Here is a 26790-nt window from a genome sequence, read left to right on the forward strand (position 1 = left end):
CTCTAATTTATTGTCGCGACTTAGTATAGCCATAAGCATTAATCAGAAGTCTTCATGATCTCCAGCTTACTATTAGTAGATCATCGAGTCATCACAACGGATTCCGGGTTTCGTTCAAGCAAGCCACGGCCATAAATCTCCCTGAATGGAGAGTCCGTCATATGAACGTATCCAATATAACAGCCGCACTTTTTCATCCTGCAGGGAAGATCCGCAGACAGCTTTTCCAACCCGTCACGGTACAAATGGCCAATAATCCGGCGATCCTTATAACACCTTTTTACATGTCCCGAACCCTGCACATAAAATACCTCCGAGCCGGCCGCACAGCCTTTGCCATAACTATCATAATCCCGTAAGTTCCCCTCAAACAGCGGATCGATCGACCGCAAATAGGTAACCTCTTCCGGCTCGTAATAATTAGGCTTATCCTTAAAGGCATTGATCCACATGTAGATATCGTCCGGCAGCGCCTCTCTCATGGACTGAATGGCAGGAAATGCACTGCGGAGTCCCACCGTGCCCACGCTGAATTCGAGACCCATTTCACGCAAAGTAAGGCATTGTTTAATAAAAGAAGATTCCTTGGTCTCACGAGGATGATAGGTTGCCCAGAACGCAGCTGTCCCAGAATTCAATTCACGGGCCCAATCCAGCTTCGCGGAAAGGTTGGTCTGCACAGCAATCTTATGGACGTGACGCATATGTGACAGCTCAATCATGGCTTCCCTGTACCAACGCCGTACCAGCGCCTCGCCATATGGATTGAAGAAAATGGACAATTGGTGTCCAGCCTCTTCCTGAGCCTTCACCCAATCCACGAACTGACGTAATTGTTGTTCGTCTGTTTCCAGCGTCTCCTTGGAATCCACAGTTTTGCTAAACGGACAATAGGGACAATCATAATTACAGGAGGACAGCTTCCCACGATAATACAAGGTTGCTCTCATGAGAACACAAACCCTTCCATTTGCTCGCGAATCTCGGCAGATATTAACCAATCTCCAATAGCATCGGAATATCCCAGACCTTCTTCGGTTAAACGCAGCACCTGCTGTCCATTCTCCTGCTCAATCACAGCCATTCCCTCTGTCAGCAGTTCGGAGAGCCAGGGGTAATCCGTCATAACTTCAGTTCCGAACCGCTGGAAATAATCATCCAAAGTCAGACCTTCCCGATGCAGCAGTGCTTTTAAAATAAATCTGCGTTTCTGCTCTTCCCTGCTCAGCACAATGCCATAATCAGCAACATCATATCGCTCGGTAGCTACATAATCGGCGATGATGCTCTGGGTAGCCTTATAGCTCACTCCGTATTTTGATGCATAATGTACTTCGCTGGTATAGGAACGGGCACCGCATCCAAGGCCAACCATGCCTTCCTCCTGACAGCTGTACGGCAGCAGCTCTTTGTTTGCATGTGAGGATGACTCTTTTGCAAACCTGCGCATGGAATACTGAATATATCCCCTGCTTTTTAATGTTTCTCTTGCCGCAGTGTACAGCTCCATGCGAATATCCGGCCCTTGACGCTGAATATCCTCTGGCTTCACGATTGTATTCTCGCGGGTATACAGCGGATAAATGAAAATCTCTCCCGGCTCATAAGACAGGACACGTTCAAGCGAATACAGCCATGACTCCACCGTTTGGCCGGGAAGACCATAGATCAAATCCAGGTTCAGCAAAGGAAAGTTGTACCGCGTAAGCTTCTCCAGTGCGCGCTCTACTTCCTGTGGTTTCTGCGGGCGATAAATTGCTGCAGCCTCCGCTTCAATAAAGCTCTGAATCCCCATACTGACACGGTCCACGCTGCGTTCCTTCAGTAACGCAAGCTTCCCTTCAGTCACGGTGTCAGGCGAGGTTTCTATTGAGATGGAAGCATGGGCGGGATCAAGTCCCATCACATTTTCCGCAATGTCAAACAAACGGTTTAACTGAACCTCATTCAATAAGGTTGGCGTTCCGCCACCAATGGCAAACCTCGAATACGGTCTGCGTGAGGTCAGGGGAGCCCATTGCTTTGCCTGGCGTTCCAGTGCATCCACATAACGTTCATGTGTATCGTCACGCCGGTCAGGCAAAGTGAACAGATTGCAGAATCCGCAGCGGGCAGCGCAGAACGGAATATGCATATATAAAAAATACGTGTCTGTATTTTCACGTTCCCAGAGCGGCCCCAAGTGCAGCGGGGGGTCCAATTCCCGGTATGCCGTCTTATGCGGATAAGAGTATAGATAAGAGCGATAAGGTAAAGTCAGTATTTCCCTAAGACCTGTGGTCGTATTGGATCCGGACGCTGCGGAATGACCTGTTGTTGTAAACTCAGACGGATGATCCATCGGTTGCCTCCTGTCTCCGGTTGTTTTCACTTACAATAAAATGGTTGCAATGCACGCTATAAAACAAATTCACGATAAGGTACATTCCAGACAACCTCATGCGCCAATCTGTGTCCCTGATACCCATCTTCGCCATAAGCTGTTCCATGATCCGAAAATGCAAGACAGAACGTTGGCCGCGAACGCTCTCGCATGGCATCAAACAACGGCCCCAGCGCCTGATCCACATACCGAAGGGCAGCCCGTTGAGTCTCAACAGAGTCCTCCCTTGCCCCTTCCACAAAATAGCGATTGGGACCATGAATGGCCGACACATTCAAAAATAGAAATACTTTCTCATCCTGTGGTATCTGTTCAAGCAGCTTCAATGCGTGCTGGACCTGATGCTCTGTCGAGCGAGGATTGGTAACCCCAAAGGTCATTCGCCAATAACTCTGCTGAAAGTAACCAGGCAGCACTTTGGCCAGCGGATTTTTTTTCGTAAAAAATATGACTCCGCCTATACAAATTGTACGGTATCCCTCCTCTGCCAAACCGGAGACGATATCCGGTGTATCAAACAACCACGTATGCGGATGAGTCTTCAATCCGGTATTACGGGAATGAAACAGCCGGACATGCGAGGCCTTGTCCGTATTGGCGGGCGTAGGCATGAAGCCACCAAAGAAGGCATGATGTGCTGCATATGTAAAACTTCCTGGGGTATGGCGTTTCTCCCAGGGACCCGATCCGCACAGATTGGGACAATTCGCTTCCTCCTGCTTCGCTACGTCATATCTTAACGTATCCAGAGTAATCATTAACAGATCATGGGAGCCAACAATGGTGTTCATATCAGGCATGTTCGCAAGGCTCCTTTCGCAGAATATCCATCTCCCACTCATATGTTCCAAGTCCGTTGTGCTGTACGTGGTACAGCAGATCACCGAACGGATTCACATCCAGAACATAGGCACGCGGGTTATCCCCGCCGCTGAGCATGACATCAATGCCTGCAGACCATGAATTCGGAAATGCAGCCATCGCTGTTTGGGCAGCGGTTTGGACCAGACTCAGCCTGTAGCCGTCCAGTCCTGCTTCCGCGGGCAGCATCCGCTCGTTGCGTAAATGCAAATTTGTTATAGGCGTCTGGCTCAACCTCACAATGGCATGACCTGCATGACCGCCAGCTACAAGCTGACGAATATCAAATACACGCGAGCCATATGAGGCCTTGGTCATCCACCGTTCAATTTGAGCCCCTTCTGTACATAACCAGTCCAGCAGAGTCTTAATTTCCTCACTGCGGGTATACCTCTGCATGCGGCCTTCGTTGTAGAAAACCGGCCTGCCCTTAACTACTGCCATCCCCACAGTGGTAACAGCAATCTCGGCACCCGTTCGCGGGTTTATCTGATAAGCAACTACACCAGATGCCGCCGAGCCATATGCAAGCTTAACAAATACCCGGTACATGCCTGAAGCCTGCATGGCCGCGCGCAGTTCCGAATAACCCAGGATTCGCTCAAGAGACTGGAGAACGGGAGGAACATCAACTCTATGAGCCGACAAATGCTGTTGGCATTTCCTTTTGTCAAACATGGTAGCAATGTCTTCTGGATCGTTCAGAAATCTGGCAGAAGGCCACAATTCACCCACTTCACTTCCGATCCGTTTCAGACTGCTTTTCCATCCATTAAACCACTGGGCAGGTGCATAGATGCGGCCCCAATCCTGCTGTAAACCTAGCGCCTCCTCTGCCGTAAACGACTCCCTGCTGAATGGTTCAGCGTTGGGTTCGCCATCCTTCGCACCAAGAGATAACAATTCGCGCTCCACATCCCATTGCTCTCCCGGTGCATCAATTCGAATCAGAGGTGCCACTTCCGTTGTAAGCTTGCGTTGTAAACCTGGATCGGCCACGTCGGCCAAGGATCCACCCTTTCTCCAGGTCTTGAGCACGTCGGCATAGGGGATCACTTTAGCAGGGCTCAAGCCACATTGCAGCCTCGCCTGCTGCAGGCCTTTGGTTCTGCGATTATCCGGATTTCCGATCAACCAAAACGGCCGTTCTATGTGCATCTCATTACTTTGGGATTGTAGTCTCTGATCTGTCTGGTTCGCTCTAACCCCTGACATCTCTTATTCCGTTAATGACGGATAACGCCAGTCATCTTCATCACTCTGCTGCTGATCGCTGACATCAACGGATAAGCCTGAACGTTTCCAGCGAATGAGCATTTCGTCTGTCATGTAGTGGTAGCTGAGATCGAGATGCTTCAACTTCTTAATCTTGTCGCTGGTAAGCAGAGCCTCAGCCCCTTCATCCGACAATGTACCTTGGGAAAGGTCCAGTACTTCCAGTTGATCTACAATGGGAGCCTGTGCCACGGCTTTGGCGATGTCATCTTGAATATCACTGTCTTTTAGGCCAAGGTACACTAGCTTGGGGAATCGTCCCTGTTCCAGCAGCGGAAGCACATCTTCAAGTGAACCGTCAAAACCATAATCATCTACACCCAGGTACAATTCGAGCTTGCGCAGCTCAGGCAAATGAGCATTGGTAATGGAAGCGAGCACCTCCTGAGGCAGTCCACCACAGATAATGACCAGTTCTTCAAGCTTGGCATGCTGCAAGGGTTCGAGACTTAATCCGCTACTGCCTTTCACCGTAAAGGACTTCAGTTCTGGAAAAGCCTTCAAAAGTGGGGTCAGATCAGTCTGAATAATCCAGGAAACTTCACACTCTTCAAAGCCCATATCTCCAATGAACAGCTTTTTTAATGACGGAAAACTTGGCGCCAATTCAATAAGAACCTTCATGAATTCGTCCGGAGAACTCTCGTAAGCTTGTCCCCAGTCTCCAATAACCAGACTTTCCAGTGAACCCGCTTCGGGTTTGGCAGCCAATTCCCTGATCAAATTCTCCATACGGATACCATTCTCATAGTCATCAAAAGATACCGTAAGCTTCACTTCCTGCATTGGTTAATCCCTCCGATTGAATTCATTCTTGATTCGTTAATTTGAATGTTACCCCATCCTGCACGGGGCTTGCAACTTCTTCCAACTCCGGTCCCAAGATGATTCTCAAACGCGAAACGGCTATACTTCATTAACTAGGAAAGAGAACACATGTTCTTTTTTCAGATTGTTTCGAAAGGGGGATTCCGGTTAGGTATATGGATGGATATAAATTAAGGTCACCAATGTATACCTTGGATCTATACACTTCGATTCTGTGACCGTCTGGATAATATCAAAAAAGGCGTTAATAGCCGGAGTCCATTCCACAATTCTCGGGAATGATACTCCTTCTATTAACGCCTTCTTATTTGTTCAGGTTGTTATACCTGATTCATAAGGCTCCTGTTAACCAGGATTCAGCCTTCAAGCCGGGATACAAGTGCTCGCAGTGCATGACCACGATGACTGATGGCCTGCTTTTGTTCCAGCGTAAGCTCGGCCATCGTCATCTCGTATTCAGGTACATAGAACAGAGGATCGTACCCGAAGCCGCCACCACCGGCAGCCTCACTCGTAATCCAGCCTTCTGCTGTACCCTCCGCTTCAAACTTGTCCCCTGTTGCCGGGTCATACAGAACCAGGGCACATACAAAGCGTGCCGGACTGAGCAGCGGCTGCTGCGTATCCTCACCGGATTTGATGGACTCCAGCGCTGCAAGCAGCTTGGCATTATTCAGGGCATCCGTTGCTCCTTCGCCAGCATATCTTGCCGAATACACACCCGGCTCCCCATCCAGCAGGTCCACACAAAGTCCTGAATCATCGGCCAGCACAGGAAGACCAAGAGCATCTCCTACCGCTTTTGCTTTCTTCCATGCATTCTCGGCAAAGGTTACCCCGTCCTCCACGACATCCGGAAGTTCGGGGTAATCGAACATGCTTTTGACCTCTTTGCCAAGAGGTGCAAATGCATGGGCAAACTCTCTTACTTTACCCTGATTCCGGGTTGCAACAATGATGATTGGGCTGTCCAGATGCATCTTAGGCTTCTCCTAATCCACTAGCGCCGATCTTGAGCGCAATCGGTCCAAGCACTTCTTTTTGCCGCTCAATCATCTCCAGAATTCCCTGCTCACCCAGTTCCAGCATGGCATTCAGCTCACGGCGGTCAAATGGGGCCTCTTCACCTGTTCCTTGCAGCTCTACATATTTTCCGCCACCTGTCATGACGAGGTTCATGTCTACTTTTGCCTTGGAATCCTCATCATAATTCAGATCCAGAACAGGCTGTTCTCCGACTACACCTACACTCACAGCTGCAATGAAATCCGTGATGGGGAAGGTTTGCAGGCGGTGCTGCTGGGCAATTTTGTTCACAGCCAGTGCCAGCGCAACAAACGAGCCGGTAATGGACGTTGTACGAGTCCCTCCGTCCGCTTGAATGACGTCACAGTCCAGGGTAATGGTCCGCTCGCCAAGCGCCTGCAGATTCACCACAGAGCGAAGTGCACGGCCGATCAGACGCTGGATTTCCATCGTACGTCCAGTCAGCTTCCCGCGGTTCGCTTCACGCTGATTCCGAGTATGTGTTGCACGAGGAAGCATGGAATATTCTGCGGTAACCCATCCCTTGCCTTGTCCTTTCATGAAAGGAGGAACGCGTTCCTCCACCGTTGCGGTACAGATAACCTTGGTATCCCCGACTTCAATCAGTACAGAACCTTCGGCGTATTTATTTGTGTTAATTGTTAAATTCATCGGCCGCAGCTGTTCGCTGGTTCGTCCGTTAGATCTCATCATTTCTGCCTCCTACGACTTAAGCATCCTGTAATTGTTGAACTGAGTCACACTTTACTAATCCTTTTTATTTTACCAAAGAGTTCTGTTAAAAGCATCTATCCGCCAAAGACTCTGTTACCCGTCCCCAATTTTGTCCCAGTCCTAGATCGGAATTTCATTGATATACTCGGGCTTGGAGACCGGCGAACTATAGTCACGGTTATCGTCACCCATGACAGTTTTTTGGCCATTCCACTCGATTTGAACCTTGGCATCCTTGCTTGCTGTATTTTCTGTCGTTGTCAACACGACCGATTGCAGCAACTCGCTTGGCACAGCGTCTCCTTCGACGAACATATCGTCTTTGAGTGCGACCGTAACGGTTCCATCCTCCGCCGTTTTGACGGATTGCAGTTCGGTGCCGCCTGTCATGACCTCTTCCAGCTCCCCGCCCTTGGCTGGCCCCTTAATCAGCTCATTGAGTGCGGCTTGCACCCGGTCCGTACCTGGTGTGACCAGGCGCGTAACAGGAACATAATATTGAATGCCTGCAGGGGAAGCAGCTGAGAAATACACAGTGACTGGACTGCTGTTGGTGGTGAACGTGTCTCCCAAATCAAGATTGATACCTACCGCCCGATTCAGCGGTTCAGGCAGCGGCGTGCTGTTCACCGGCATTTGCGTCAGCTTTTTGCCATCCACCCAAATCTGCACGTTCTCCACATCCGGTGTACCTGTCAGCGTCCACGTGACGGCTTCCAGCATTTTGCGCTCATCCTTGGCGTCGTATTTGGCAAAGTTACCTGAGAACTCCACAACTGCAAGCTTGTCGTCCGGATGAACCGTTACATTCTGTACTACCGTGCCCTGTGGAAGAACACCTTGGAATCCTTCAGGCAGCATACCTGCATAAGCACCACCTGTTACTAGTGTATCCAGGGCTGTCTTCGGACTACTAACATCCGAACCTGCCGGAAGCGTCAGTGATACCGGAGCGAGCAATCCTTGCTGATCCTGCAAATAGACTGTTGTGAGCGGAAGGGTTGCAAGTGTCCCGTTGCCCTCGGCAGCCTGAATCATGGCTGCCTCCTGAATGGGCGGCGGTGGATCGATAGCCTCGGATGACTGTGCATTAAACATGCCGCAGCCGGACAGCACCATCGGAATGCTCAGCAGCGCTGCTGCTGATGCTGTACGCATATATCGGATCTTACTCATGATCACGTTCCCCCTCATCATTTTTACAGTTTGTACTACCATGTATACGAGCCTTCGTCCAAAAAATAACTACTTTTTAAACAAGCCCTGATACACCAAGCAAAAACAATATTGAAAGAAAGAAACACAAAACGGGTTAATACGTATTAGGAATCAAGTGTAGGGACATTGCTAACTTCAGAGGAGGAATCGCCCATGGAACATCCAGAACAAGAAAAAATCCCTTACAGCCTGAACAGCCGCAAAGTCGCGGACGCTACAAGGGAATGGCTGCACAAGCGGGGCGTCACGATCCCAGAGATCGCAGAACTGGTCATGTTATTGCAGAAAAAGTACTATCCAGATCTTACGATGGAAGAATGTATCGATAACGTGGAGAAGGTTCTTCGCAAGCGGGAAGTGCAGAACGCCGTTCTGACAGGCATTCAGCTGGATCTGCTCGCAGAGCAGGGTCAACTCATTTCGCCTCTGCAGGAGATGATCGAAAATGATGAAGGGCTGTACGGCGTGGATGAGATTCTTGCCTTTTCCATCGTCAATGTATATGGCAGCATCGGGTTCACGAATTACGGTTATGTAGACAAGCTTAAGCCTGGTGTACTTGAAAGGCTGAACGATAAAAGTCTGGGACCTGTACATACGTTTCTGGATGATATTGTCGGGGCCATAGCCTCGGCAGCAAGCAGCCGAATCGCGCACCGCAAACAGTCGGAGCTGGAAGAAGCGTTAGGTGAGAAACCGGTCAGTGATGATGTCGTTTAACCCCCATTTGTCATATGGAAATGAGACATGTCTATTCAGGACGAGCTCATGGAAAAAAGCGGCCCCTTGGGCCGCTTCTTTTTCGTATATACACCAGATGTTATCACGTCTATTTTAACCCTTCCTGTCTTCCCGCTCCAACAAGTCCGTATGCTTCGCCCCAGTTCCGTTCCATGGCTGGCTGTGACTGTGAACGATTGGGTCCAATCGTGATTTGCGGTCCTTTGCGTTCACGCAGAAGCCCCCGCAGCACCGTAATGCCAAGGATGGACAAGCCGGTAAAGACGTACATTAAACGCATCAGTACATTCCCCGAGTCAGAACCTGTAATCATGCCATGCATCAGCAAACCGATAAAAGCAGGATAAGACAGCATGTGGAACGCAAACCACCATTTGCGGCCCAGTTTATTACGCAGATCACTGGAGAGCAGCACAATCAGCAAGGCGTAAAAGGATAACGTCCCAAGCCCACTGCCAACCGGATGTACTGAGGCACTAAATGGAATAAGCAGTTCACTCCAGGTTAACGGACTGTAATGGTCGATATACAGGGTTAGTGCATGCAGGATACCAAGTCCAAAGGCAAGCCAGGTCGTCCGGGTATGCCACTGGTACATGGTGGCTCTGGGTTTGCCTTTGGCGGCAGGCATCCCTTGGGCGATTCCCAGAAAGACACCTGCAAAGAGCAGCAGATAAGCGGCTATCCCGCTAATACGAATAATATTCCACGTCGGTACATGATCAACAATCCATTGTGCCATAGCCGGCTCCCCCATATCTGATAGACTTATCGTTTCATCACTTTGCTTCAATATAAAAAAACTGGATGCAGGATACTCATCTTTAAATAAGGCTGAAGCAGTGATCCGGTTCAAAGCCTGGCCACCGCTTTTCCAGTGCGTCCATATCCCCTCTGAACCAGAGCTTGCCTTCCCGGGTTATCCATAAAACATCATGCCTGTCATAATGCCTGTTCAACCAGCCCATCGCTTCAGCACTTCCCAGGATACAGACGGTCTTCGCGATAATCTCGCATTGCGAGACATGCTGGCCTACAGCGGTGCATTGCACCACATCCGTATCAGCCGGCTTCATTGTCCGCGGATCAATCAAATGATGGGACAGACTTCCATCCGTCTGCTGCCACTGTCTTCGTGCAATTCCTGAAGTCGCAACCGCCCCAGAGTCTAACTGAATGCTTCCTGTCAGATTGCGTTTATCCAGCATAGGATCCTTGATATAAACAGTCCATGCAGAAGACGCAGGTGTACCCCACATCTGAATATCTCCTCCCGCATTAATCATGCCTGCAGGAATGTGATGCGTGCGCTGCAGCCAATCGGCAATACGTTCCGTTGCCCAGCCTTTCACAATGCCGCCCAGATCCAGTTCCATACCGGGATCCAGACGTACCATCCGGCTGCCCTCTCTGTGCATCCATCCTGGACAGGTATAATCGTGCTCCTCTTCCGAAATTAGTGCAGCAACCGTGGTTGAGGTAGGCTGCAAGGGCTGCGTCATGCCTCGCTCCTGCTGCCCGACCTGTTCAAAGCTGACATCATATCCCTGTTGCCGAAGAGCTTTTGAAATGCGCGGTTGAAAAATCCCTTCCGTCTGACCTATATATCCGTATGCCAAACTCAATACCTCATCCATGGCAGCGGAAACTGGGATCCATCCCACAGAACGATTCAGACGATTCAATTCACTATTGAATATAAACCGACTGAAGCGCTGTTCTTGTGTTTCAAACCAGTTTTTTACGAGCGCTGCTGCATGCTCAGCTCCCTCATGTCCGGCAGTTACCAGCTGAACCTCCACATCCGTATTCATGGCACGAAATCTGAACTTAAACGGACACGTAGTCTCTGCAGCGGGGCTCATGATGCACCTGTGCGTGACTGGTAACTGCCACTGCCGGTTCCGGAGTCAGATACCCGATCAGACTGACTGAAATCCCGGCTATAGGATCTGCTCCGTTCGTGCTGTTCCTCTTCCTGATTTGGGACAAAGCTGCCTATACATTCATCCATTACATCGTCCCGGGGATTCGACTGACTTGCAGGTAAACTATCGGTATCTATTCCATTTGCTGCTGCATATGCAACATCAAAGGCATCAGAGGATCTTACATATTGAAAGAGTGCAGCCACCGTTAAAGTTGCCATCGCTGAGGCTTGCCATTTTCTCCATTGATTTCGTTTCTTTCTGTTCATCGCTCTTCCCTTCTTTCTCTGGCGAAGTTCATGCACTTATCTTAGGGGTCCTGGATTAAAAGCAGATGAATGAACCGTTAAGAAAGACTAAAGCTTTCCATTTCCTCAAATTCCGTATACACAAAATAGGCCCTAAACAGGAGATGTTCTCCCATTACAGAGCCTCATGAATAATTGCTTTTGCTTTCCTATTTTCGAACGAACTCCGTTATGCTTTTCTGAAAAAAAATGATCCATCCGCACTCTGTTCCTGCGTAATTTGCCCCCGCCGAATCAACTCCTGAAGATGAGCGAGCGTTTCACTCATGGCAAAGCGCAGCTGATGTGTGCCCAATCGATCACCAAACAAGGAAACACAAACGTCATACCCGTTCGACGGGCGCTGAGCAATATGCTCAGCCATCTTCTGAAGCCGCTCCTCATGGTGGGCTAGCAGATGAGAGGTTCGTTCCGTAAATTGGCTGAATGGATTTCGATGCCCCGGATATGCCTTCTCGACAGCCAAACTCCCTAGACGCTGCAGCCCCTGAAGATAAGATAACAATGGCTGGTCATCACTTCCCGGCTGCAAGCTGATATTGGGCGAAATCTGTGGCAGTATGGCATCACCGCACAATATCTCTCTGGATTCTGGTGCATAAAAGGATAGATGCCCTGGGGCATGTCCACCTGTCTCGATGGCTATCCACCTTTTGCCGCCCATATCCAGCCAGTCCCCATCTTCAATGAACGTCACTTCCGGCAAGGGGGTGATCTGAGAGATAAATCCCTTCATATGTTCACGGATCTGTATGGTCTTCTCATCCGGCATTCCATGTTGGCGATAATATTCAGGCAGTACCACATCAATGGTTGCACTCGGGCCCCACATGTAATCTGCCTCTTGACGTGCCCTGGCAGACATGCGTACAGGGGCGCCCGACTTCTGCTGCATCCAGCCTGACAAGCCAAGATGATCAGGATGATGGTGGGTCAATACTATTTGGCAAATGTCCTGAAAAGACAATCCCAGATTGGTTAGAGCTTCCTGCCATTCCTGTTCTGTTCCCTGGTTGCGCGGGCCTGGATCAACTACGGTTATCCTTCCATCGGCTTCAAAGAGTACATAACTGTTCACCCATCGCAGCGGGAAAGACATCGTGATCTGAAGCCGATGCATGCCCTCTGGCATGCTGATTGCTTCCGTTCGTTTCATTTTCTTCTCCTCCCTGCTGGTCTTACTCCACAGGCCGATGACCAACAAAAATCATGCGCGGGGAATCCTGCTCCTCATATTCCTCTTCGTCATAACCTCCATGAACCTGATCTACCACAAGCCCCGCCTCCTGCAGCATGTCACTCAATTGTTCACGGGTGTATAGCTTGACACGTTCCTCATGAATCCGGGGTTTCTGACTGGACCCGGAATCGGTAATGTGAATTTCCTTCTGCACAAATCCGTCCTTGATCTGGCGGAACTCCTCAATACGATGCCCTTCCGTCTCTCGTTTGGAATGCGGAACCAAATGACGGGTTACGTAAGCCGTGTTCATAAAATCAATAATGTAGCTGCCGCCAGGCTTCAGCATATGACGGATGCCCTGAAGCACCTTGAGCTGCTCACCATCCTCACGAAAATAACCGAACGATGTAAACAGGTTGACTACCGCATCAAATCCACCTTGGAGCGGCAGATTACGCATGTCGGCATGAATCCATTCCACCCGATTCTCGGTGTCCATCTGGCGCGCTTCACGCAGAAGCACATCCGACAGGTCAATTCCGGTGACCCAGAAGCCTGCGTCTGCCAGAGCCAAGGAATGCCGTCCCATACCGCAGCATAGATCCAGGACCCGTGCCTGCGGCTCCAGTTTTAACCAATTGATCATTTTATGTACTTCTTCATATGCTCCCTGCACATCCCTGTGCTTGTATACGAGAAAGTAGTCTTCTCCAAAGCTATCTTCATACCATTCCGTCATTCGTATCGCCCTCCACATGGTCAATGGCCCTGTTCTCTCTGTAACGTACTTGATATAGGGCTGATCATACCTAAGCTTGTAGTAATTGTATCTTCTTTATTCTTCAAACTCAAAGATTTCCAGCGGCTTCCGTTCATTGAACGACCTGAATTCGCCCTATATAATGTTAAACATAGTCACGTGCCCGCAAACCGGTTAACTATATATAAGCTTTAGAGACAGAACAGCAGGAGGTGTTATTTATGATTCATATTGGACTCACAGGATGGGGAGATCATGATGATCTGTATCCTGATCGTACCAAAGCCAAGGACAAGCTTCATTTATATGGACAGTACTTTTCAACCGTAGAGGTCGACAGTTCCTTCTATGCTGTACAGCCTCGGGACCGGATGGCACGCTGGGCAGCTGAGACACCGGATGACTTTTCGTTTATCGTCAAAGCATATCAGGGGATGACCGGGCATCTAAGGGGCAAACCTTATTTCACCAGTACCTCAGACATGTACAAGGCTTTTCGGGAGTCGTTGGAGCCGGTAATGGAAGCCGGCAAAATGCAGGCGGCCCTGTTCCAATATCCGCCGTGGTTTGACTGCAATCGTGATAATGTTAACGAGCTGCGTGAGGTGAGATTACGAATGGAAGGCATTCCGTGTGCGCTTGAGTTTCGCCATCGCAGTTGGTACGAGGATGGCATGCGTGAGCGGACACTTGCTTTTCTGCGGGAACAAGGCTGGATTCACAGTGTCTGTGACGAGCCGCAAGCGGGCTCAGGCTCCATTCCAATTGTACCGCAGGCGACGGATTCGGAGATGACGCTCGTGCGGATGCACGGACGCAATGTGTCTGGTTGGCACCAGAACGGTGCACCCAACTGGCGGGAGACCCGCTATTTGTACCGGTACAACAAGGAAGAATTGATGGAATGGAAAGGATATCTGGAACAGCTGCACGAGCAGAGTAAGGATGTCTATGTGATTTTCAATAACAATTCGGGTGGCGATGCAGCAGCCAATGCACAAATGATGATGGAGCTGCTGGATATGCCGATCCGACCATTCCCTGATCGCACACCTGACGAGGAAGAGGATGGGCCTGAGCAGCTGGAGCTATTTTAAATCTACGCATGGCATTTTATGCGCAGGATTGGAGGTGAGTTCTTTAAACGCAGATTCATAGTTTCAGAGACTATTCTTTCACTAAGCTGATGTTTGGCAAGACGAACTAAGGAAGTGACTTATGAGAGAACAGAATCGCGCTCTAATTGGTGGAATTATAGGAGTCGTAGTTACCGTCGCTGCGTTTGCTATTTATTATTTTGTTACCTTAAATACAACCTTTCAAAAGGCTGTTATTGAAGAACTCCCAAGTGAAAATAATGCTTATCTAAGTATCGTTCGAGTGCCCATGTCACCTGAGACTAACGAAGAAATTCAAACACTTCAAATGGACTTGGATGGCTTACAAGACATATTAGATCAATTATCAAGTCTAGAACTTAAGAAAATAAGCACACCAATTAAAGATAAAAGCTCGCTTTATATCTATAACATTTACGTCTATGATAAGAGTGATCATAGAGAAATCGTCAACTTTGGAGTTGATAATAGCAAACAAATTTCAATTGGCAGTTCTAAAGGTTATCAAAGATACGAAGTAACCAGTTCATTTGATTATGATACCTTTCGTGCCTCTGTTGATAAACTTCTTACTGATACTAAATGAAATCAGAATACATATGCGGTGAGAGTCAAAGTTTCCCTTCTTTCAAAAAAATACAAAAATCATATAAATAACATTGCCAAAAGAGGACTACTTCAGGTCAAATCCCCCTAAAATAGTCCTCTTATCATTTGTTAGTTTAAGATTTCCTCAAGCCTTCTGCATCGTACCCTCTTCTTCAGTAACGTCCATCCGGCTCAGCTGCAGGTTCATTTTATGCGCTTCAATTCCTGCCAGGAGTACAATTCCGATCCCGTGAGTATCGTTCAGAATCCAGCCCAGATCGTCACGATAATAGAGCGCGGTAAAGGAATAACCCGAACCACGGCATACACCATATATATTGCCTTTGTAGTCAATGGACAGCCTTGTCATGCCTTCCCATCCTTTGCGGACAGCTTCCAGATATGGCGCAGGTGTCTCAAGCCATCCCTCGCGAATTCCACGGGCATAGGCGTAGATGAACATCGACGTGCATGAGGTTTCCTCATAGGAGTCCGGACGGTTCAGCACCTGATGCCACAGGCCATTTTCCCCTTGCAGCGCCAAATATCCCTGACACAGATCACGGTAGAAACTCAGCAATTCCGAACGCCTTGCATGATCCTGAGGCAGAATGCTTAATAGCTCGGTCAGGGAGAAGAGAACCCACCCGTTTCCACGCCCCCACGGGATGCCTGTTGCCCGTCCACGTACAAAATCATACACATGCGACATGATCTGCTGCTCAGGAATATAGAGATACTGACGGAACAACAGGAACTGGTTAATGGCATCATCCCAATACGCCGTATCGCCCGTCAGTTGCCCATAACGCATCAGGAATGGTGTACTCATGTACAGATCATCACACCACATCGTTTCGTGACGCATCTCTCCGCTTCCGCGAACACGATAAAAGGCTCCATCCTCCAGTCGTTCCTGCTTATCCGTAATGTAGCGGGCAATCCGATCTGCCGTATCTCGGCCCCCGCGAATGTCACCCAGTTCCATCGCAGCCAGCAGCGTTGATCCGAACGAACCACAATCATCCAGACTGTCGATCGCAGACAACTGGTTGTTAATTCCCGCTGCACCGTAGGTTTCCCGATCCCATAGACCATAACGGTCGAATGAAGTACTCAGGCCAATATGCTCCCGAACATACTGGATGTAATCGTCACGTTTCAGCTCCTGTCCGATACGCAGAAGTCCAAGCAGCGTAACCCCTAATGGATAGTTCCATTTTCCGTAATGTGTATTTTCGAGATATGGGCGAACGCTTGTATCCGGCTGATCTACCTGCCAGTAAACACCTTTCGATCCATCATCAAACACAGTATCGGTCACGACAATATCTGTGGGTGAAGGTACAGAACCCGGAGTAAATTTCCCGGTATACAACCATACGTCAGAACTGCCAGCAACCGGATGCGGAGAGCTTAATCTCCAGCCAGCTGAACCCGAGAGCCCGGGCGATTCCAGCGTGAACCCCCAATGGCCCTCCCCGGCCTTGGTTTCCCCTCGTGCCACCAGATCGGATAGTCCATAGCGGCGCGGCAGTTCCACGCGATAAGGTCCACTTTTGTCTGAGGTATATACTTCCTTACCGTCCAGGTACAAATGAAGGGCACCTTCATGCTGACCTTGCAATACTACAGGAGATGATCCCGGCAATGTTACATCCAGCTTGGTCCACGCGTAGGCAACGCCCGGTTGCTCTGTACCAAAGATCCTCGCGAAAGAGCCGGCCTTCCGTTCTTCTTCTGTCCATTCTCTTCGTGGGTACCAGGAAAGCCCTGTTTCTTCTTCCGTCATTCCGTCATGGGGAATCGAAGTTACAGGTACATCAAGAGGCTTGGAATACAGCCAGCCTTCCTGACCTTGCCGATCCACTCCCGGAGTGAGGAAATGAAGCGGGAAGTTCTTGAAGGAAGCGGTACCATAAATGCCGCCGAATCCAACCTCGGTTTTGACAAAACAAAGCAAGACGTCATTCCAGCCAACCTTTACGTGAATTGGAATCTGGGTTCTTCGCTCGGGAAATAACTCCTGCAGCAGCTCGGATTTGAAGGCCTCTACCCCGTTGACATAGATCGTTACTGGACTGTAGCAGTTCAGGCCTGTGTTCAGCGTAGTCTCCTGCTGGCTCCATAATTTTCCCCATACGTATACGTACTGCCCTGCACTCGCTTCCGGCCACTTGTCGTCCAGGTTCAGATCGTAACGGTAATCCCCCAGTCTGCGGAAACCTCCACGGTGGTAGGCCCGGAACAGAAAAGAATGTTTGGGATGATCGCCGATATAACGCTGGGCCACCGTCGTCAGAATATCCGGAATTGAATGATGCACCTTACCTGCAATCGACTCGTTTGCATGAAAATAACGAATGATCATCAGCCCCTTCCCTATACCTTGATTCGTTCGGTTAAACGCAATGTCTCCCCTGCACGCACTTCAATGACCTGCTGATCTGCCGTGAACCAGACGGATATGGCCGACGGATTATGGATAATGGATCGGTCTGCTGAACATTCGAGTCGTTTGACCGCTTTCCAATAGGCAATGATCTCGAAATTCGTCGCATACCAGATATCGTCTCTTCCACCAATCTGCTCGCCAAACTGCTCAATGATCTCCCAATTGTCGTTATCATTGAATTCATAACTGTGTCCCCAAACATAGAGCAGGAGCGGTGTACCCGTTTTGGAATGCTGGATAAAACGCTCGGCATGCGCTGCCAGGTCATTTTTATGATGACAGGTCGGATGCCATTCAAGCGGGCGTTCTGGCAGCGTATATCTGCCGTGGGATTCAACCGTCCGGGCATAGTCCAAGCCTAACCACTCCAGTTTGGTGCTTAATTCGCGATCAAACCCTCCATTGGGATAGGCCATTCCCCTCACCGGATAACCAACAAGCTGCTCCAGTGCTCGGCGATCCTCCATGATTTCTTCGTTCAACAGCTCATCCGGTACATAAGGCAATGTAGGATGAGTAACCGTGTGTACAGCCACTTCATGCCCGGCGTACAGTTCAGCGACCTCCTCGCGCTCAATTCGCCCCGGTTTCCCGAGCGTACCGGAGTTCAGATTGAAAGTGCCACGCAGTCCATAGCGATTCAAAATATTGACCAGCCTCCGGTCGTGGACCACACCATCATCATAACTAAGCGTCAGTGCCTTCATCACACCGCCAGGATATCGATCAAACTGAATGCGATGTCCCATCTTGGACCTCCTCCTTACCCTGTTCTTCCAACGTTTCGTTCACCTTAAAATATCGAAAAACGCCTTGGCCTCCACGATTCGCAGATTGCGTGTTTAGAGCAAATACCCCCATCTTCGCACCAACCCAAAGTGCAGTTGTCGCCGTAAACGGTGCACCAATGGGCTGAAATTCTTCACCGTTCTTACTCCAGCTAAACTGGCAGCGAGCAGGTTCCTCCAGCGAAAAGCGGAGATGAATGGTCCAACCGGTTTCCGGTGAACCATGCTCACTCCAATCCAGTCCGGCTTCTTCCGATTCATCCGCATGCAAATGGTTGTCTGGCTGTTTGGCTCCGCGGAGCAGGGACAACCTGACTGCTCCAGTGTCAGTCTGAGACAGACTCAGGCAAGCATAATCATCACCAAAAACAATGAGACCCGCTCGGTCACCCTCCTGCTTCGGCAAAAAGGTCAGCTTGGTTGTCGCTTCAAAGGCGGAGGCAGGAAGCTTCTGCATAAGCAGCTGCGGAACGCCGAATAAGGAATGTATGCCTTCCGGGTAAGGATGCATATGTAATACAAGTCCCTTGTCCGGAACAACCTCTGCCCATTCGGGACGGGAGTTGGCCTGCCACTGCCACTGAACTCCTATGCGTTCATTTTGGAAATCATCTGAAACATCAGGCACAACAATCGGGTAGGCAGCACCCACATCGGGTTTGGTGTACACATCCACAGGCTCACCTGTTCCATTTCCTTCACGATCTACGCCAATGACAGGCCATCCGTTCTCGTTCCACTTCATGGGCTGAAGATGAACGATTCGGCCATATGCATCCCGATCCTGAAAATGAATGAACCATGACTCTCCTGATTCCAGTTCCACGTATCCCCCCTGATGAGGACCATTAACATTGGAAGCTCCCTGATGCATCACGATCCGATCCTCATAGGGACCAAACACCTGCTTGGAACGCAAAACGGTCTGCCATCCAGGCTTCACACCCCCGGCAGGGGCAAAGATGTAGTAATACCCGTCCCGCTTATAAAACTTCGGCCCCTCAATCGTAGGGTGATGAGCTGTACCGTCAAAAACAATCAGCCCTTCATCCAGGAGCCTGCTTCCATCCGGTGCCATGCGGCACACCTTAATCTTGCTTTTTATGCCAGCGCGGCTCTTAGCAAAGGCGTGAACCAAATAGGCTTGACCATCTTCATCCCATAACGGGCAAGGATCAATCCAGCCCTTCACCTCATGGACCAGATGAAGAGGCGACCATTCGCCCTCGGGGTGATCGGCTGTTGTCATGAAGATGCCTTCATCCGGCGTGCTGAAGAAAATCCAGTACTTCCCGTCATGATACCGGATGCTTGGTGCCCATACGCCCTTGCCATGAAGCGGTACATCATACCCTTCCAGATCCAGCCGCTGAATGGCGTACTGCACCAGCTTCCAGTTCACCAGATCCTTCGAATGCAAAATGGGCAGCCCGGGTATGTGCGAGAAACTTGAAGCAGTCATATAAAAATCATCGCCGACACGAATGACGTCAGGGTCAGAATAATCGGCATGCAATATGGGGTTGCGATACGTCCCGTCTCCCTGATCCGCGACCCAGACGGCAGCCATTTTTTCCTGTTCTGAATGGGTTGTACTCATATGCGTCTCCTCCACATTTCCAAATTTATTCTTCAACTAATCCAATACCAGCCTCTTGCAAACTATGGCTATCCGAATCAAAATAGGTACCTTCGAGCAGACCAATCAACGTATTGGTGATGCGTACTTCAATCTCGTTGTCTCCTGAACGAAGCAAGGACGTTTCTCCACTCCAGCGATACGGAGACCAGCAGCGCACGCCAAGGCTATGACCGTTGACCAAAACCTCCGCCACATCCTGAACAAGCCATTCACTGAATTCAAGTTCAAAGGACTCGGCATCGGCGTCAGGCTGATCCAGCCAGAAGCTGCGTTTATAGCTCATCTCTCCTGCATAATACGGGTACAGGGGCTGTGGCTCAGGTGTGATTCGAATGGCCGTATCCGGATCACGGACCAAGGAGACCATCCCTTCGTGATGAAACTCCACGCCAAACCGTCCCTGCAAATACAGCGGATCGAGGATTCCTTCCTCATCCTTCGTGACCTGAACCGTAATCGTTATTTCATTCAAGCCTGTGCGCAGCCATTCATTGATATCACATGCAATGTTGGTATAATCTGTGATCTCAACAGACTCGAATTGATTAGGCCCAATCGTATGGCCGTTGATCTCCATGATCCATGCCCCTGCAATGGCTGCCTGATCCATAAATAGGCTGCACTCCGGCAAAGCCGTTCCCAGTTCAAAAGCTGTGGTGTACCGGCATTGAATCGGATAGGCAATTGCTGCTTTCTTCGGCGTGCCAAATACCTGATTAAACTGAACAGGCAAGTGATGATGTCCCGACAATTCAGCCGCTTGATCGATAAAAGGCTTCACGCCTGCATGCTTGTTCTCCAAGATCACGCCATTGTCATTCGTTGCCGTAAGACGGAACTGTCCAATCCGAAGGGTATTGGGCTGAATGGTCTCCAGTCGCCATGGCCCTTCTACAGGTAAAATAAGGGGCGCAGATGGCATATGTTCAGGATCAGGCTTGAATGGTGCAGCCACTTCGGTCTGAGCGATGTTACCCGGTATATCCTCAGAAGATTTTGCTTGCAGAGTCAGCCGCACAGCGTGTGCTTCATACCCGGCAAACCCGAGTGAAATACACCATTCGCCCCCGCTGCTGGTCAGCGGCAAGACTTCCCGTTCTCCTGTCTCCAGATTAAGCCGCTCTGCCAGCACACGTTTATCCGATGAGACATCCGTACTGCTCCATAACTGCTTGGCAACAACCTTCAATTGTCCCTTTAATTGCCCACCCTCCTGATTGGACAGGAACACCATATATTCACCATCCGATAATTGACGGGTCTGCATTAACAAGGAGGCACTCTCTTCCTCCATAATCCAACAGATAGGCTCTGGCAGCACCTGGTCCAGCAGCAGCGAGATTAATTCAAGCGTTGAATCATCCCCCTGACCTGCACCAACCGGAAGGAAGTAGGCTTCTCCCTCCCCTTGCTGCCACATTAATTCACAGCTGCCTTGTCTGAAATCCCCGGCATGACCCCAATACTCTTCCTCGGGTTGATCCCCTGCACCGAAGAAGTCTGCTGCTTCATTGCCTTCTGGACTTCCTTCCTGAATCGAGATGTACGGAGGCAGTCCGACTGATATGACGGTTCCTCCTTGCTCAGCAAAACGTCTAACCTGCTTCCAGGCATCTGCCTCCAGGTTTAGCATCGGCGGAAGGATAAGTACTTCGTATCTGGCAGCACCAATCCGAATCGTTCCATCCGCAAGTTCGGCTTCGGCCAGCAGCTCAGGGTCCAGATGGTCATAGTCACGTCTGTTCTCTAGCAGATGTACACCAATTCGCATCCAATCATTCGTAAGCCGTTCCAGTCTCGCCCGTTCGGCTTCATCCTCACCGCTGTATTCAAACCCATGCAGCGGATTTCCCATCAGGCTCCAGAAAGTGGTCGTCGGATCAAGAACGGCAATCCGAATATCGGCTGTCCCCGTGCTCATGAGATAACTTATTCGTCCCGTGTAATCTCCAAGCTGGCGGAAATGCTTCCAGTATGGATTTTGCAGAAACTGGGATGGCGGTGCATCATGCTTCGTTAACCCGCCAATTGTATAGAAAAAAGCGTGGAAATTATAGAAATTCGTGCCCATGGCTGCCATCCGGTCAATCATCCATTTCGCATCCTGCAGCGTCATCGACCAGCCCACACTATGAAAGCACTCGATCAAATTGCGGCTGCGTCCCAGCTGTCTGGCCAGGGAGCTCACCATCTTCGGATTATCACGCATTCTCTTGCCGTACCGTTCCAGAATCCAGGATAAGGGGCGTCCGATCTTCTCATGTGCGGAGTCTCCCCCGGGCATATGGCTGAACAACTGAGTCGTCATCCGTACGCCAGGAACCTCTGCGGCATACTGGATTCCCGCATCCTCGCACCAGTCATGCACCTGCTGATGGTATGACTCCCTGAGAAGCAGATGCAGCGATTGATAATAGTCATACCGAATACGGGCCGAGTCCGGAACATCACCGTATAACAGGGCAGGGAGCGAATCAACGAGACTGTATCCACAGCGTTCGCGGAAATATGCAGGCAGCTGAGGAGACCAGGGAATACGTCCGAGCGGCGCAATTTCATCCGAAAACATGCCTTTGATAACGCTGTCAAAATGAGTTCCAACAGCTGCCGCATATCGGTCATGTGTCAGTTCAATAAAACGGCTCATCGCTTCCCTGTGGCACGGGTCAACAAAATGGCCGTAATATTTGAAATCATCCATCTCCACTTCCTGAAACAGAATTACATCCCAATTCCCTGCCGGGGGGTCCCAAACCAGGCGGAAGGCCGTCCGATATGTAAAAAATCGCTTGCGATTATACGATGTCAGACCCGTCTCCTGATAGACCTGATCGGTCTGGATATTGCCGATGTGGTGCCGCAGATCGATAGACTCATCCCATAATCGTTTACCCTCTGTGTCTCTTGGAATGGCCTTGGCGACCAAAATTCGTCCCCACGGCAACTCATGATTCACAGCTTCTCCGCCCTGCACATGTAGCTGATGATGCACAAGCTGGCGCTGCTTGGCTTCAGGGAAATCCAGGGTGACTTCACCGCCTGCCATGCCGCTAGGATAAGGGTATTCGTCATACAGCCAGACTTGCATGCCACAGGTCTCGGCTGCTTCCACCGCAATCCGGACCTTGTCAAACCAAGCATCCGACAGATAGGGAATCTGCAGCCCCTGACGCGGACAAATAAAAAAACCGCCCACACCCTGTGCTGACATTTCATTCACTTGCCGTTGGATCTGCTCTTCCTCCATATCCCCATTCCAAAACCAGAAGGGATGAATCCGGTACTGCGCGGCGGGATTCGCAAATGTCTCTCCGTTCCACATGTCGCTTTCCTCCCTGTTTAAAAGAATCTTTTTCTTCCATTACGGTTCGTTTATGTTCATGTACGTTTGTTTGGCTATGATTATACCTTAAAAATGCGGTTAGGGAGCCTGTAAATACAAAATGTTTAAAAAATGATATAGATGGAAATACCCGACAGCTTCTGTTGTACTTACGTACGGCTGCCGGGCTCTGGTATTCTTCTACTTCAATGCAGCGTACAGTTCGTTGACTTCCTTCACGTACTCATCACCGCCACTGCTCTTCCACAGTGCGATTGCATCCTGGAATCCCTTCTCATCAATCTGTCCCACAATGAATTTGATACGGGCATCGTTGATGATGTTATCCAGCTGGGGTCCTTTCTGTGCATAAATGTCAGAGATCAAGGGTTCACCCGGATTCGGAACAACGATCTCCTCGTTGGCCTTTTGTACCTCTGCTACCTTCTCACGAACCGGCGTCGGCTCAACCCGGAAGGCGCGGTCTTCCGGAAGGAACATCAAAATTTGGTTCAGACCCTGCAGATCTCGCAGTGCAAGCTTGTCGGTGGTTGGAACAACATATTCCCCTTTTTTCTCATATTGTTTACCTTCCAGACCATTGGACAGCAAAGCCTGAAGCTCCGGCTCGTTCAATTGATCCAGGAATGCGAGCACCTTTTTCAGATCTTCTTCCGTTTTCACACCACTTTTGGAGACGGCAATCATACCGGAGTAGCCTGAGGTAGGCATGTCACGCAGCCCTTTGGGTCCTTCCACCGCCTGAAGCACATCCACCCGCCCTGTGGCCGATGAGTCCTTCTCCAGAATTTTCTGATCCATCCGCTGTGCGTTATCCGCTACATCGATCATGACACCCGCCTGCCCGTTGACAAACGGATCAGGCAGCTTGGTCGCATCCATCACGGCAAAGTCCTTGTTCACCAAACCTTCACTGTAGATCTGACGGAAAAATTTCAGTGCCTCCATATACTCGGGTGTTTCGTGTGCAGGAATCAAATTACCGCTGCCGTCATCGCCCCATTTATTGGGTGCACCAAACCAGATTTGCATATTATCCCACGGCCCGTTAAATTTGCTCGCTACCAAACCGTACGTATCATCCTTGCCGTTGCCATCCGGATCATCTGTAGTGAATGCTTTTAGCACATTATAAAGATCGTCCAGATTTTTGGGTGCTTCCAGACCCAGATTTTCCAGCCAATCCTTTCGGATCGTTATCCCGTTACGTCCCAGCGGTCTTCCCCGGTAGATGCCGTAGGTTTTGCCGTCAATGGAGGCATTGTTCGTAATAATTTCGTTCATCTGGCTCAAGTTCGGGTAGTCTTTCAGATAAGGCCCCAGCTCCCAGAAAGCCCCGGTACGTGCAGCGTTAATGAAGCTTGGGGATTTGCCAAGCACGACCATCACGTCGGGCAGCTTGCCGGAGGCCAGAGTAATGTTGAATTTGTCCTCATAGGAGCTGCTCGGCACCCACTGCAGATTCACATCCACTTTGGTTAATTCCTCAAGCTTCTGGATGACCGGGCTGTTTTCAGGCGGATTTTCGGCTTCAAAGTTCGGAAGCATGATGGTAATCTGATCAGTTCCACCTGCAGCCGCTTCGCCCGTATCGTTGGTTTTGTCCGTGGAGCATGCTCCCAGAACCGTGCTCAGTAACAATGCTGCCGAAAGTACAAGTGCTGTTTTTTTGATTCCCGCTATTTGTCCCATACGTTCTCCCCCTTGGCTTTTAGCCTTTGATTGAGCCTAACATGACACCTTTGGCAAAATGCTTTTGCAAAAACGGATACACGAGCAAAATCGGAATGGTACCTACCACGATGACGGCCATTTTAATGGACTGTTCCGGTGGCTGTACGAAATTGGGATCCATATTGGCCATATCCCCAACACTTGCCTGCGAGAGCAGAACAATCTGCCTCAGCATCACCTGCAGCGGCCATTTGTCACTGTCGGAAATGTACAGGAGTGCCGAGAAGAAGTTATTCCAATGCCCTACGGCATAAAATAACGCAAACGTGGCAATCACCGGTTTGGATAATGGCAGGACAATTCGCCAGAGTACCCCGAGATCCGAGCAGCCGTCGATACGGGCCGCTTCCTCCAGCCCGGGCGGCATTTGCTGAAAAAAGTTTTTGACAACGATTAAATTAAAAGCGCTGATTGCGCCAGGAAGCATAAGGGCCCAGTAAGAATCGAGCAATCCCAGTCCACGGATGACGAGATACGTCGGGATCATTCCTCCGCCGAACAGCATGGAGAAGATCACCATGTTCATCATGACGTTGCGTCCCCAGAAGTCGCTTCTGGATAGCGGATAAGCCATCGTCAGCGTGAAGAACAGATTGACCAGCGTGCCTGCTACCGTTACAAATACGGAGACGCCAATGCTGCGGAAGATGGTAGACGAAGAAAAAATATATTCATACGCGCTGAAGGAGAAGACTTTCGGAATGAGAAAGAAACTGCGTTCCGTAATCTCGGCTTCGGTCGCGAATGAATTCCCTATAATATACAGGAAAGGAAGGACAGTCAGTATGCCCAGAATACCCAGCATGACGTAGTTGAAAATATCAAATACTTTGCCGGCAGGGCTGTTGTAGAGACGGCTGTTCATGGGCTTTCCTCCTTATGAATTCATGCAGGATACCTGCTTAATAAATCCCCGGATGGCCAAATCTTTTGGCAAGTTTATTGCTGCCGAGCACCAGGATGATACCCACGACCGATTTGAATAATCCTACTGCGGTACTGTAGCTGAATGCCCCTTGCGTAATCCCTACCGTATAGACGTAGGTATCAAATACATCGGCCACGTCGCGGTTAAGCGAATTGGTCATCAGATAAATCTGTTCGAATCCCGTATCCAAAAAGTTCCCCAGTCTAAGGATTAGCAAAATGACAATGGTTGTGCGAATCGCCGGCAGCGTAATGTGCCACATGCGTCGTAATCGTCCCGCACCATCCACAATAGAGGCTTCATACTGCTCGGTGTCCACGCCTGCGAGTGCGGCCAGGAAGATGATTGTTCCCCAGCCCATCTCCTTCCACATCATCTGAATGATAATCAGTGGACGAAATGAACCCGGACTGGATAATACATCAATTGGCTTTCCCGTTATCCAGGCAATCAGGTCGTACAGTACCCCGCCTTGAGGGGTCAGGAAGACGTAAGTGATACTGGCGATAATCACCATGGACACGAAATGGGGTACATACACCAGCGTTTGAATCGTTCTTTTGAAGAACGCCACCCTAATTTCATTTAATAAAAGGGCAATGATGATCGGTGCCGGGAAAAAGAATATGAGATCATATATGGCAAGGACCAGCGTGTTACGCAGTAACCGGAAAAAGTCCGGATTGGAGAAAAAGGTCGTAAAGTTCTCCATGCCCACCCATTCACTGTTCTTGATACCGAGAAAAGGCTGATAGTCCTGAAAGGCAATGACGATTCCCCACATGGGCAAATATTTAAAGATAACAAAGTACAGAAATCCGGGAAGCACAAGCACGTACAGCCATTTGTTGCGCTTGATCTGCCTCTTCCAGTTGGACTCCCGCTTCATCGGCATGGTGGCCATATCTGCCTGGGCTGTCGCTGCGGTATTTCCATTCCATTTGGTCT

At 49.8% G+C, this 26790-nt stretch carries 23 protein-coding genes; 3 read left to right on the forward strand and 20 right to left on the reverse strand.

Features of this window, described 5'->3' with window-relative positions:
- Positions 1-80: 80 nt before the first annotated feature.
- From AC3RCI_RS23315 to AC3RCI_RS23350, 8 genes are all read right to left on the reverse strand, one after another.
- On the reverse strand, positions 81-950 hold the full coding sequence (locus tag AC3RCI_RS23315) for an STM4011 family radical SAM protein (protein WP_492526613.1): 870 nt from the start codon (positions 948-950) through the stop codon (positions 81-83).
- Positions 947-2341: an STM4012 family radical SAM protein gene (locus tag AC3RCI_RS23320; protein WP_492526615.1), complete on the reverse strand. Its 1395-nt coding sequence runs from the start codon at positions 2339-2341 to the stop codon at positions 947-949. The genes AC3RCI_RS23315 and AC3RCI_RS23320 overlap by 4 nt, the downstream gene beginning before the upstream one ends.
- Positions 2342-2397: 56 nt before the next feature.
- The gene (locus AC3RCI_RS23325; RefSeq protein ID WP_492471943.1) at positions 2398-3183 is read right to left on the reverse strand and encodes an STM4013/SEN3800 family hydrolase; all 786 of its coding nucleotides are present in this window, start codon (positions 3181-3183) and stop codon (positions 2398-2400) included.
- Positions 3176-4459 carry an STM4014 family protein gene (locus AC3RCI_RS23330; RefSeq protein WP_492526617.1) on the reverse strand — a complete coding sequence of 428 codons (1284 nt, stop codon included), beginning with the start codon at positions 4457-4459 and terminating at the stop codon, positions 3176-3178. The genes AC3RCI_RS23325 and AC3RCI_RS23330 overlap by 8 nt, the downstream gene beginning before the upstream one ends.
- Positions 4460-4462: 3 nt before the next feature.
- A complete protein-coding gene (locus AC3RCI_RS23335) occupies positions 4463-5305 on the reverse strand; it encodes an STM4015 family protein (RefSeq protein WP_492526619.1) in 843 nt (280 codons plus the stop codon).
- A 398-nt stretch (positions 5306-5703) separates the two neighbouring features.
- On the reverse strand, positions 5704-6327 hold the full coding sequence (locus tag AC3RCI_RS23340; protein ID WP_095293275.1) for an XTP/dITP diphosphatase: 624 nt from the start codon (positions 6325-6327) through the stop codon (positions 5704-5706).
- Between the two features lies 1 nt (position 6328).
- Positions 6329-7087 (reverse strand): ribonuclease PH, encoded by a 759-nt coding sequence (gene rph, locus AC3RCI_RS23345; protein WP_095293274.1) that lies wholly within the window; start codon positions 7085-7087, stop codon positions 6329-6331.
- 141 nt (positions 7088-7228) lie between these two features.
- The gene (locus tag AC3RCI_RS23350; RefSeq protein WP_127539030.1) at positions 7229-8284 is read right to left on the reverse strand and encodes a GerMN domain-containing protein; all 1056 of its coding nucleotides are present in this window, start codon (positions 8282-8284) and stop codon (positions 7229-7231) included.
- Positions 8285-8479: 195 nt separating this feature from the next.
- On the opposite strand from AC3RCI_RS23350, the gene AC3RCI_RS23355 reads away from it, so the two are divergent.
- Positions 8480-9046 (forward strand): phosphatidylglycerophosphatase A family protein, encoded by a 567-nt coding sequence (locus AC3RCI_RS23355; RefSeq protein WP_175394425.1) that lies wholly within the window; start codon positions 8480-8482, stop codon positions 9044-9046.
- Between the two features lie 109 nt (positions 9047-9155).
- Here AC3RCI_RS23355 and AC3RCI_RS23360 read toward each other — a convergent pair whose 3' ends face one another.
- The 5 genes from AC3RCI_RS23360 to AC3RCI_RS23380 all read right to left on the reverse strand — a co-directional run bounded on the left by AC3RCI_RS23360 (position 9156) and on the right by AC3RCI_RS23380 (position 13225).
- The gene (locus tag AC3RCI_RS23360) at positions 9156-9809 is read right to left on the reverse strand and encodes a ferric reductase-like transmembrane domain-containing protein (protein WP_492526621.1); all 654 of its coding nucleotides are present in this window, start codon (positions 9807-9809) and stop codon (positions 9156-9158) included.
- Positions 9810-9891: 82 nt separating this feature from the next.
- On the reverse strand, positions 9892-10881 hold the full coding sequence (locus tag AC3RCI_RS23365) for an FAD:protein FMN transferase (protein ID WP_492526623.1): 990 nt from the start codon (positions 10879-10881) through the stop codon (positions 9892-9894).
- A gap of 47 nt (positions 10882-10928) precedes the next feature.
- Positions 10929-11264: a hypothetical protein gene (locus AC3RCI_RS23370; protein WP_492526625.1), complete on the reverse strand. Its 336-nt coding sequence runs from the start codon at positions 11262-11264 to the stop codon at positions 10929-10931.
- A 208-nt stretch (positions 11265-11472) separates the two neighbouring features.
- Positions 11473-12459 carry an MBL fold metallo-hydrolase gene (locus AC3RCI_RS23375; RefSeq protein ID WP_492526627.1) on the reverse strand — a complete coding sequence of 329 codons (987 nt, stop codon included), beginning with the start codon at positions 12457-12459 and terminating at the stop codon, positions 11473-11475.
- A 22-nt stretch (positions 12460-12481) separates the two neighbouring features.
- Complete coding sequence (locus tag AC3RCI_RS23380) at positions 12482-13225, reverse strand: class I SAM-dependent methyltransferase (protein ID WP_492526629.1); 744 nt, start codon at positions 13223-13225, stop codon at positions 12482-12484.
- 242 nt (positions 13226-13467) lie between these two features.
- Here AC3RCI_RS23380 and AC3RCI_RS23385 point away from each other — a divergent pair, with 242 nt between their 5' ends.
- On the forward strand, positions 13468-14343 hold the full coding sequence (locus AC3RCI_RS23385; protein ID WP_336782806.1) for a DUF72 domain-containing protein: 876 nt from the start codon (positions 13468-13470) through the stop codon (positions 14341-14343).
- Between the two features lie 121 nt (positions 14344-14464).
- Positions 14465-14950 (forward strand): hypothetical protein, encoded by a 486-nt coding sequence (locus tag AC3RCI_RS23390; protein ID WP_492526631.1) that lies wholly within the window; start codon positions 14465-14467, stop codon positions 14948-14950.
- Between the two features lie 147 nt (positions 14951-15097).
- Here AC3RCI_RS23390 and AC3RCI_RS23395 read toward each other — a convergent pair whose 3' ends face one another.
- The 7 genes from AC3RCI_RS23395 to AC3RCI_RS23425 form a co-directional block, all read right to left on the reverse strand.
- Complete coding sequence (locus AC3RCI_RS23395; RefSeq protein ID WP_492526633.1) at positions 15098-17323, reverse strand: glycoside hydrolase family 88/105 protein; 2226 nt, start codon at positions 17321-17323, stop codon at positions 15098-15100.
- An 11-nt stretch (positions 17324-17334) separates the two neighbouring features.
- Entirely contained in the window at positions 17335-18156 is an 822-nt protein-coding gene (locus AC3RCI_RS23400; protein WP_492526635.1) for a polysaccharide deacetylase family protein, read from the reverse strand.
- Positions 18134-19795, reverse strand: coding sequence for a glycoside hydrolase family 43 protein (locus AC3RCI_RS23405; RefSeq protein ID WP_492526637.1), 1662 nt, complete (start codon positions 19793-19795; stop codon positions 18134-18136). The genes AC3RCI_RS23400 and AC3RCI_RS23405 overlap by 23 nt, the downstream gene beginning before the upstream one ends.
- 25 nt (positions 19796-19820) lie before the next feature.
- Entirely contained in the window at positions 19821-23159 is a 3339-nt protein-coding gene (locus AC3RCI_RS23410; RefSeq protein ID WP_492526639.1) for a glycosyl hydrolase, read from the reverse strand.
- A gap of 201 nt (positions 23160-23360) precedes the next feature.
- Complete coding sequence (locus AC3RCI_RS23415; RefSeq protein ID WP_492526641.1) at positions 23361-24872, reverse strand: extracellular solute-binding protein; 1512 nt, start codon at positions 24870-24872, stop codon at positions 23361-23363.
- Between the two features lie 19 nt (positions 24873-24891).
- The gene (locus AC3RCI_RS23420) at positions 24892-25779 is read right to left on the reverse strand and encodes a carbohydrate ABC transporter permease (protein ID WP_095293262.1); all 888 of its coding nucleotides are present in this window, start codon (positions 25777-25779) and stop codon (positions 24892-24894) included.
- Positions 25780-25816: 37 nt separating this feature from the next.
- Entirely contained in the window at positions 25817-26746 is a 930-nt protein-coding gene (locus tag AC3RCI_RS23425) for an ABC transporter permease (RefSeq protein WP_186812132.1), read from the reverse strand.
- Positions 26747-26790: the final 44 nt, after the last annotated feature.

The sequence above is a fragment of the Paenibacillus sp. MT124 genome (assembly GCF_058792755.1).

Coding starts and splice junctions, on each gene's coding strand:
- AC3RCI_RS23315 (WP_492526613.1), bottom strand. CDS start 950: ATGAGAGCAACCTTGTATTATCGTGGGAAGCTGTCCTCCTGTAATTAT.
- AC3RCI_RS23320 (WP_492526615.1), bottom strand. CDS start 2,341: ATGGATCATCCGTCTGAGTTTACAACAACAGGTCATTCCGCAGCGTCC.
- AC3RCI_RS23325 (WP_492471943.1), bottom strand. CDS start 3,183: ATGCCTGATATGAACACCATTGTTGGCTCCCATGATCTGTTAATGATT.
- AC3RCI_RS23330 (WP_492526617.1), bottom strand. CDS start 4,459: ATGTCAGGGGTTAGAGCGAACCAGACAGATCAGAGACTACAATCCCAA.
- AC3RCI_RS23335 (WP_492526619.1), bottom strand. CDS start 5,305: ATGCAGGAAGTGAAGCTTACGGTATCTTTTGATGACTATGAGAATGGT.
- AC3RCI_RS23340 (WP_095293275.1), bottom strand. CDS start 6,327: ATGCATCTGGACAGCCCAATCATCATTGTTGCAACCCGGAATCAGGGT.
- rph (WP_095293274.1), bottom strand. CDS start 7,087: ATGATGAGATCTAACGGACGAACCAGCGAACAGCTGCGGCCGATGAAT.
- AC3RCI_RS23350 (WP_127539030.1), bottom strand. CDS start 8,284: ATGAGTAAGATCCGATATATGCGTACAGCATCAGCAGCAGCGCTGCTG.
- AC3RCI_RS23355 (WP_175394425.1), top strand. CDS start 8,480: ATGGAACATCCAGAACAAGAAAAAATCCCTTACAGCCTGAACAGCCGC.
- AC3RCI_RS23360 (WP_492526621.1), bottom strand. CDS start 9,809: ATGGCACAATGGATTGTTGATCATGTACCGACGTGGAATATTATTCGT.
- AC3RCI_RS23365 (WP_492526623.1), bottom strand. CDS start 10,881: ATGAATACGGATGTGGAGGTTCAGCTGGTAACTGCCGGACATGAGGGA.
- AC3RCI_RS23370 (WP_492526625.1), bottom strand. CDS start 11,264: ATGAACAGAAAGAAACGAAATCAATGGAGAAAATGGCAAGCCTCAGCG.
- AC3RCI_RS23375 (WP_492526627.1), bottom strand. CDS start 12,459: ATGAAACGAACGGAAGCAATCAGCATGCCAGAGGGCATGCATCGGCTT.
- AC3RCI_RS23380 (WP_492526629.1), bottom strand. CDS start 13,225: ATGACGGAATGGTATGAAGATAGCTTTGGAGAAGACTACTTTCTCGTA.
- AC3RCI_RS23385 (WP_336782806.1), top strand. CDS start 13,468: ATGATTCATATTGGACTCACAGGATGGGGAGATCATGATGATCTGTAT.
- AC3RCI_RS23390 (WP_492526631.1), top strand. CDS start 14,465: ATGAGAGAACAGAATCGCGCTCTAATTGGTGGAATTATAGGAGTCGTA.
- AC3RCI_RS23395 (WP_492526633.1), bottom strand. CDS start 17,323: ATGATCATTCGTTATTTTCATGCAAACGAGTCGATTGCAGGTAAGGTG.
- AC3RCI_RS23400 (WP_492526635.1), bottom strand. CDS start 18,156: ATGGGACATCGCATTCAGTTTGATCGATATCCTGGCGGTGTGATGAAG.
- AC3RCI_RS23405 (WP_492526637.1), bottom strand. CDS start 19,795: ATGAGTACAACCCATTCAGAACAGGAAAAAATGGCTGCCGTCTGGGTC.
- AC3RCI_RS23410 (WP_492526639.1), bottom strand. CDS start 23,159: ATGTGGAACGGAGAGACATTTGCGAATCCCGCCGCGCAGTACCGGATT.
- AC3RCI_RS23415 (WP_492526641.1), bottom strand. CDS start 24,872: ATGGGACAAATAGCGGGAATCAAAAAAACAGCACTTGTACTTTCGGCA.
- AC3RCI_RS23420 (WP_095293262.1), bottom strand. CDS start 25,779: ATGAACAGCCGTCTCTACAACAGCCCTGCCGGCAAAGTATTTGATATT.
- AC3RCI_RS23425 (WP_186812132.1), bottom strand. CDS start 26,746: ATGGCCACCATGCCGATGAAGCGGGAGTCCAACTGGAAGAGGCAGATC.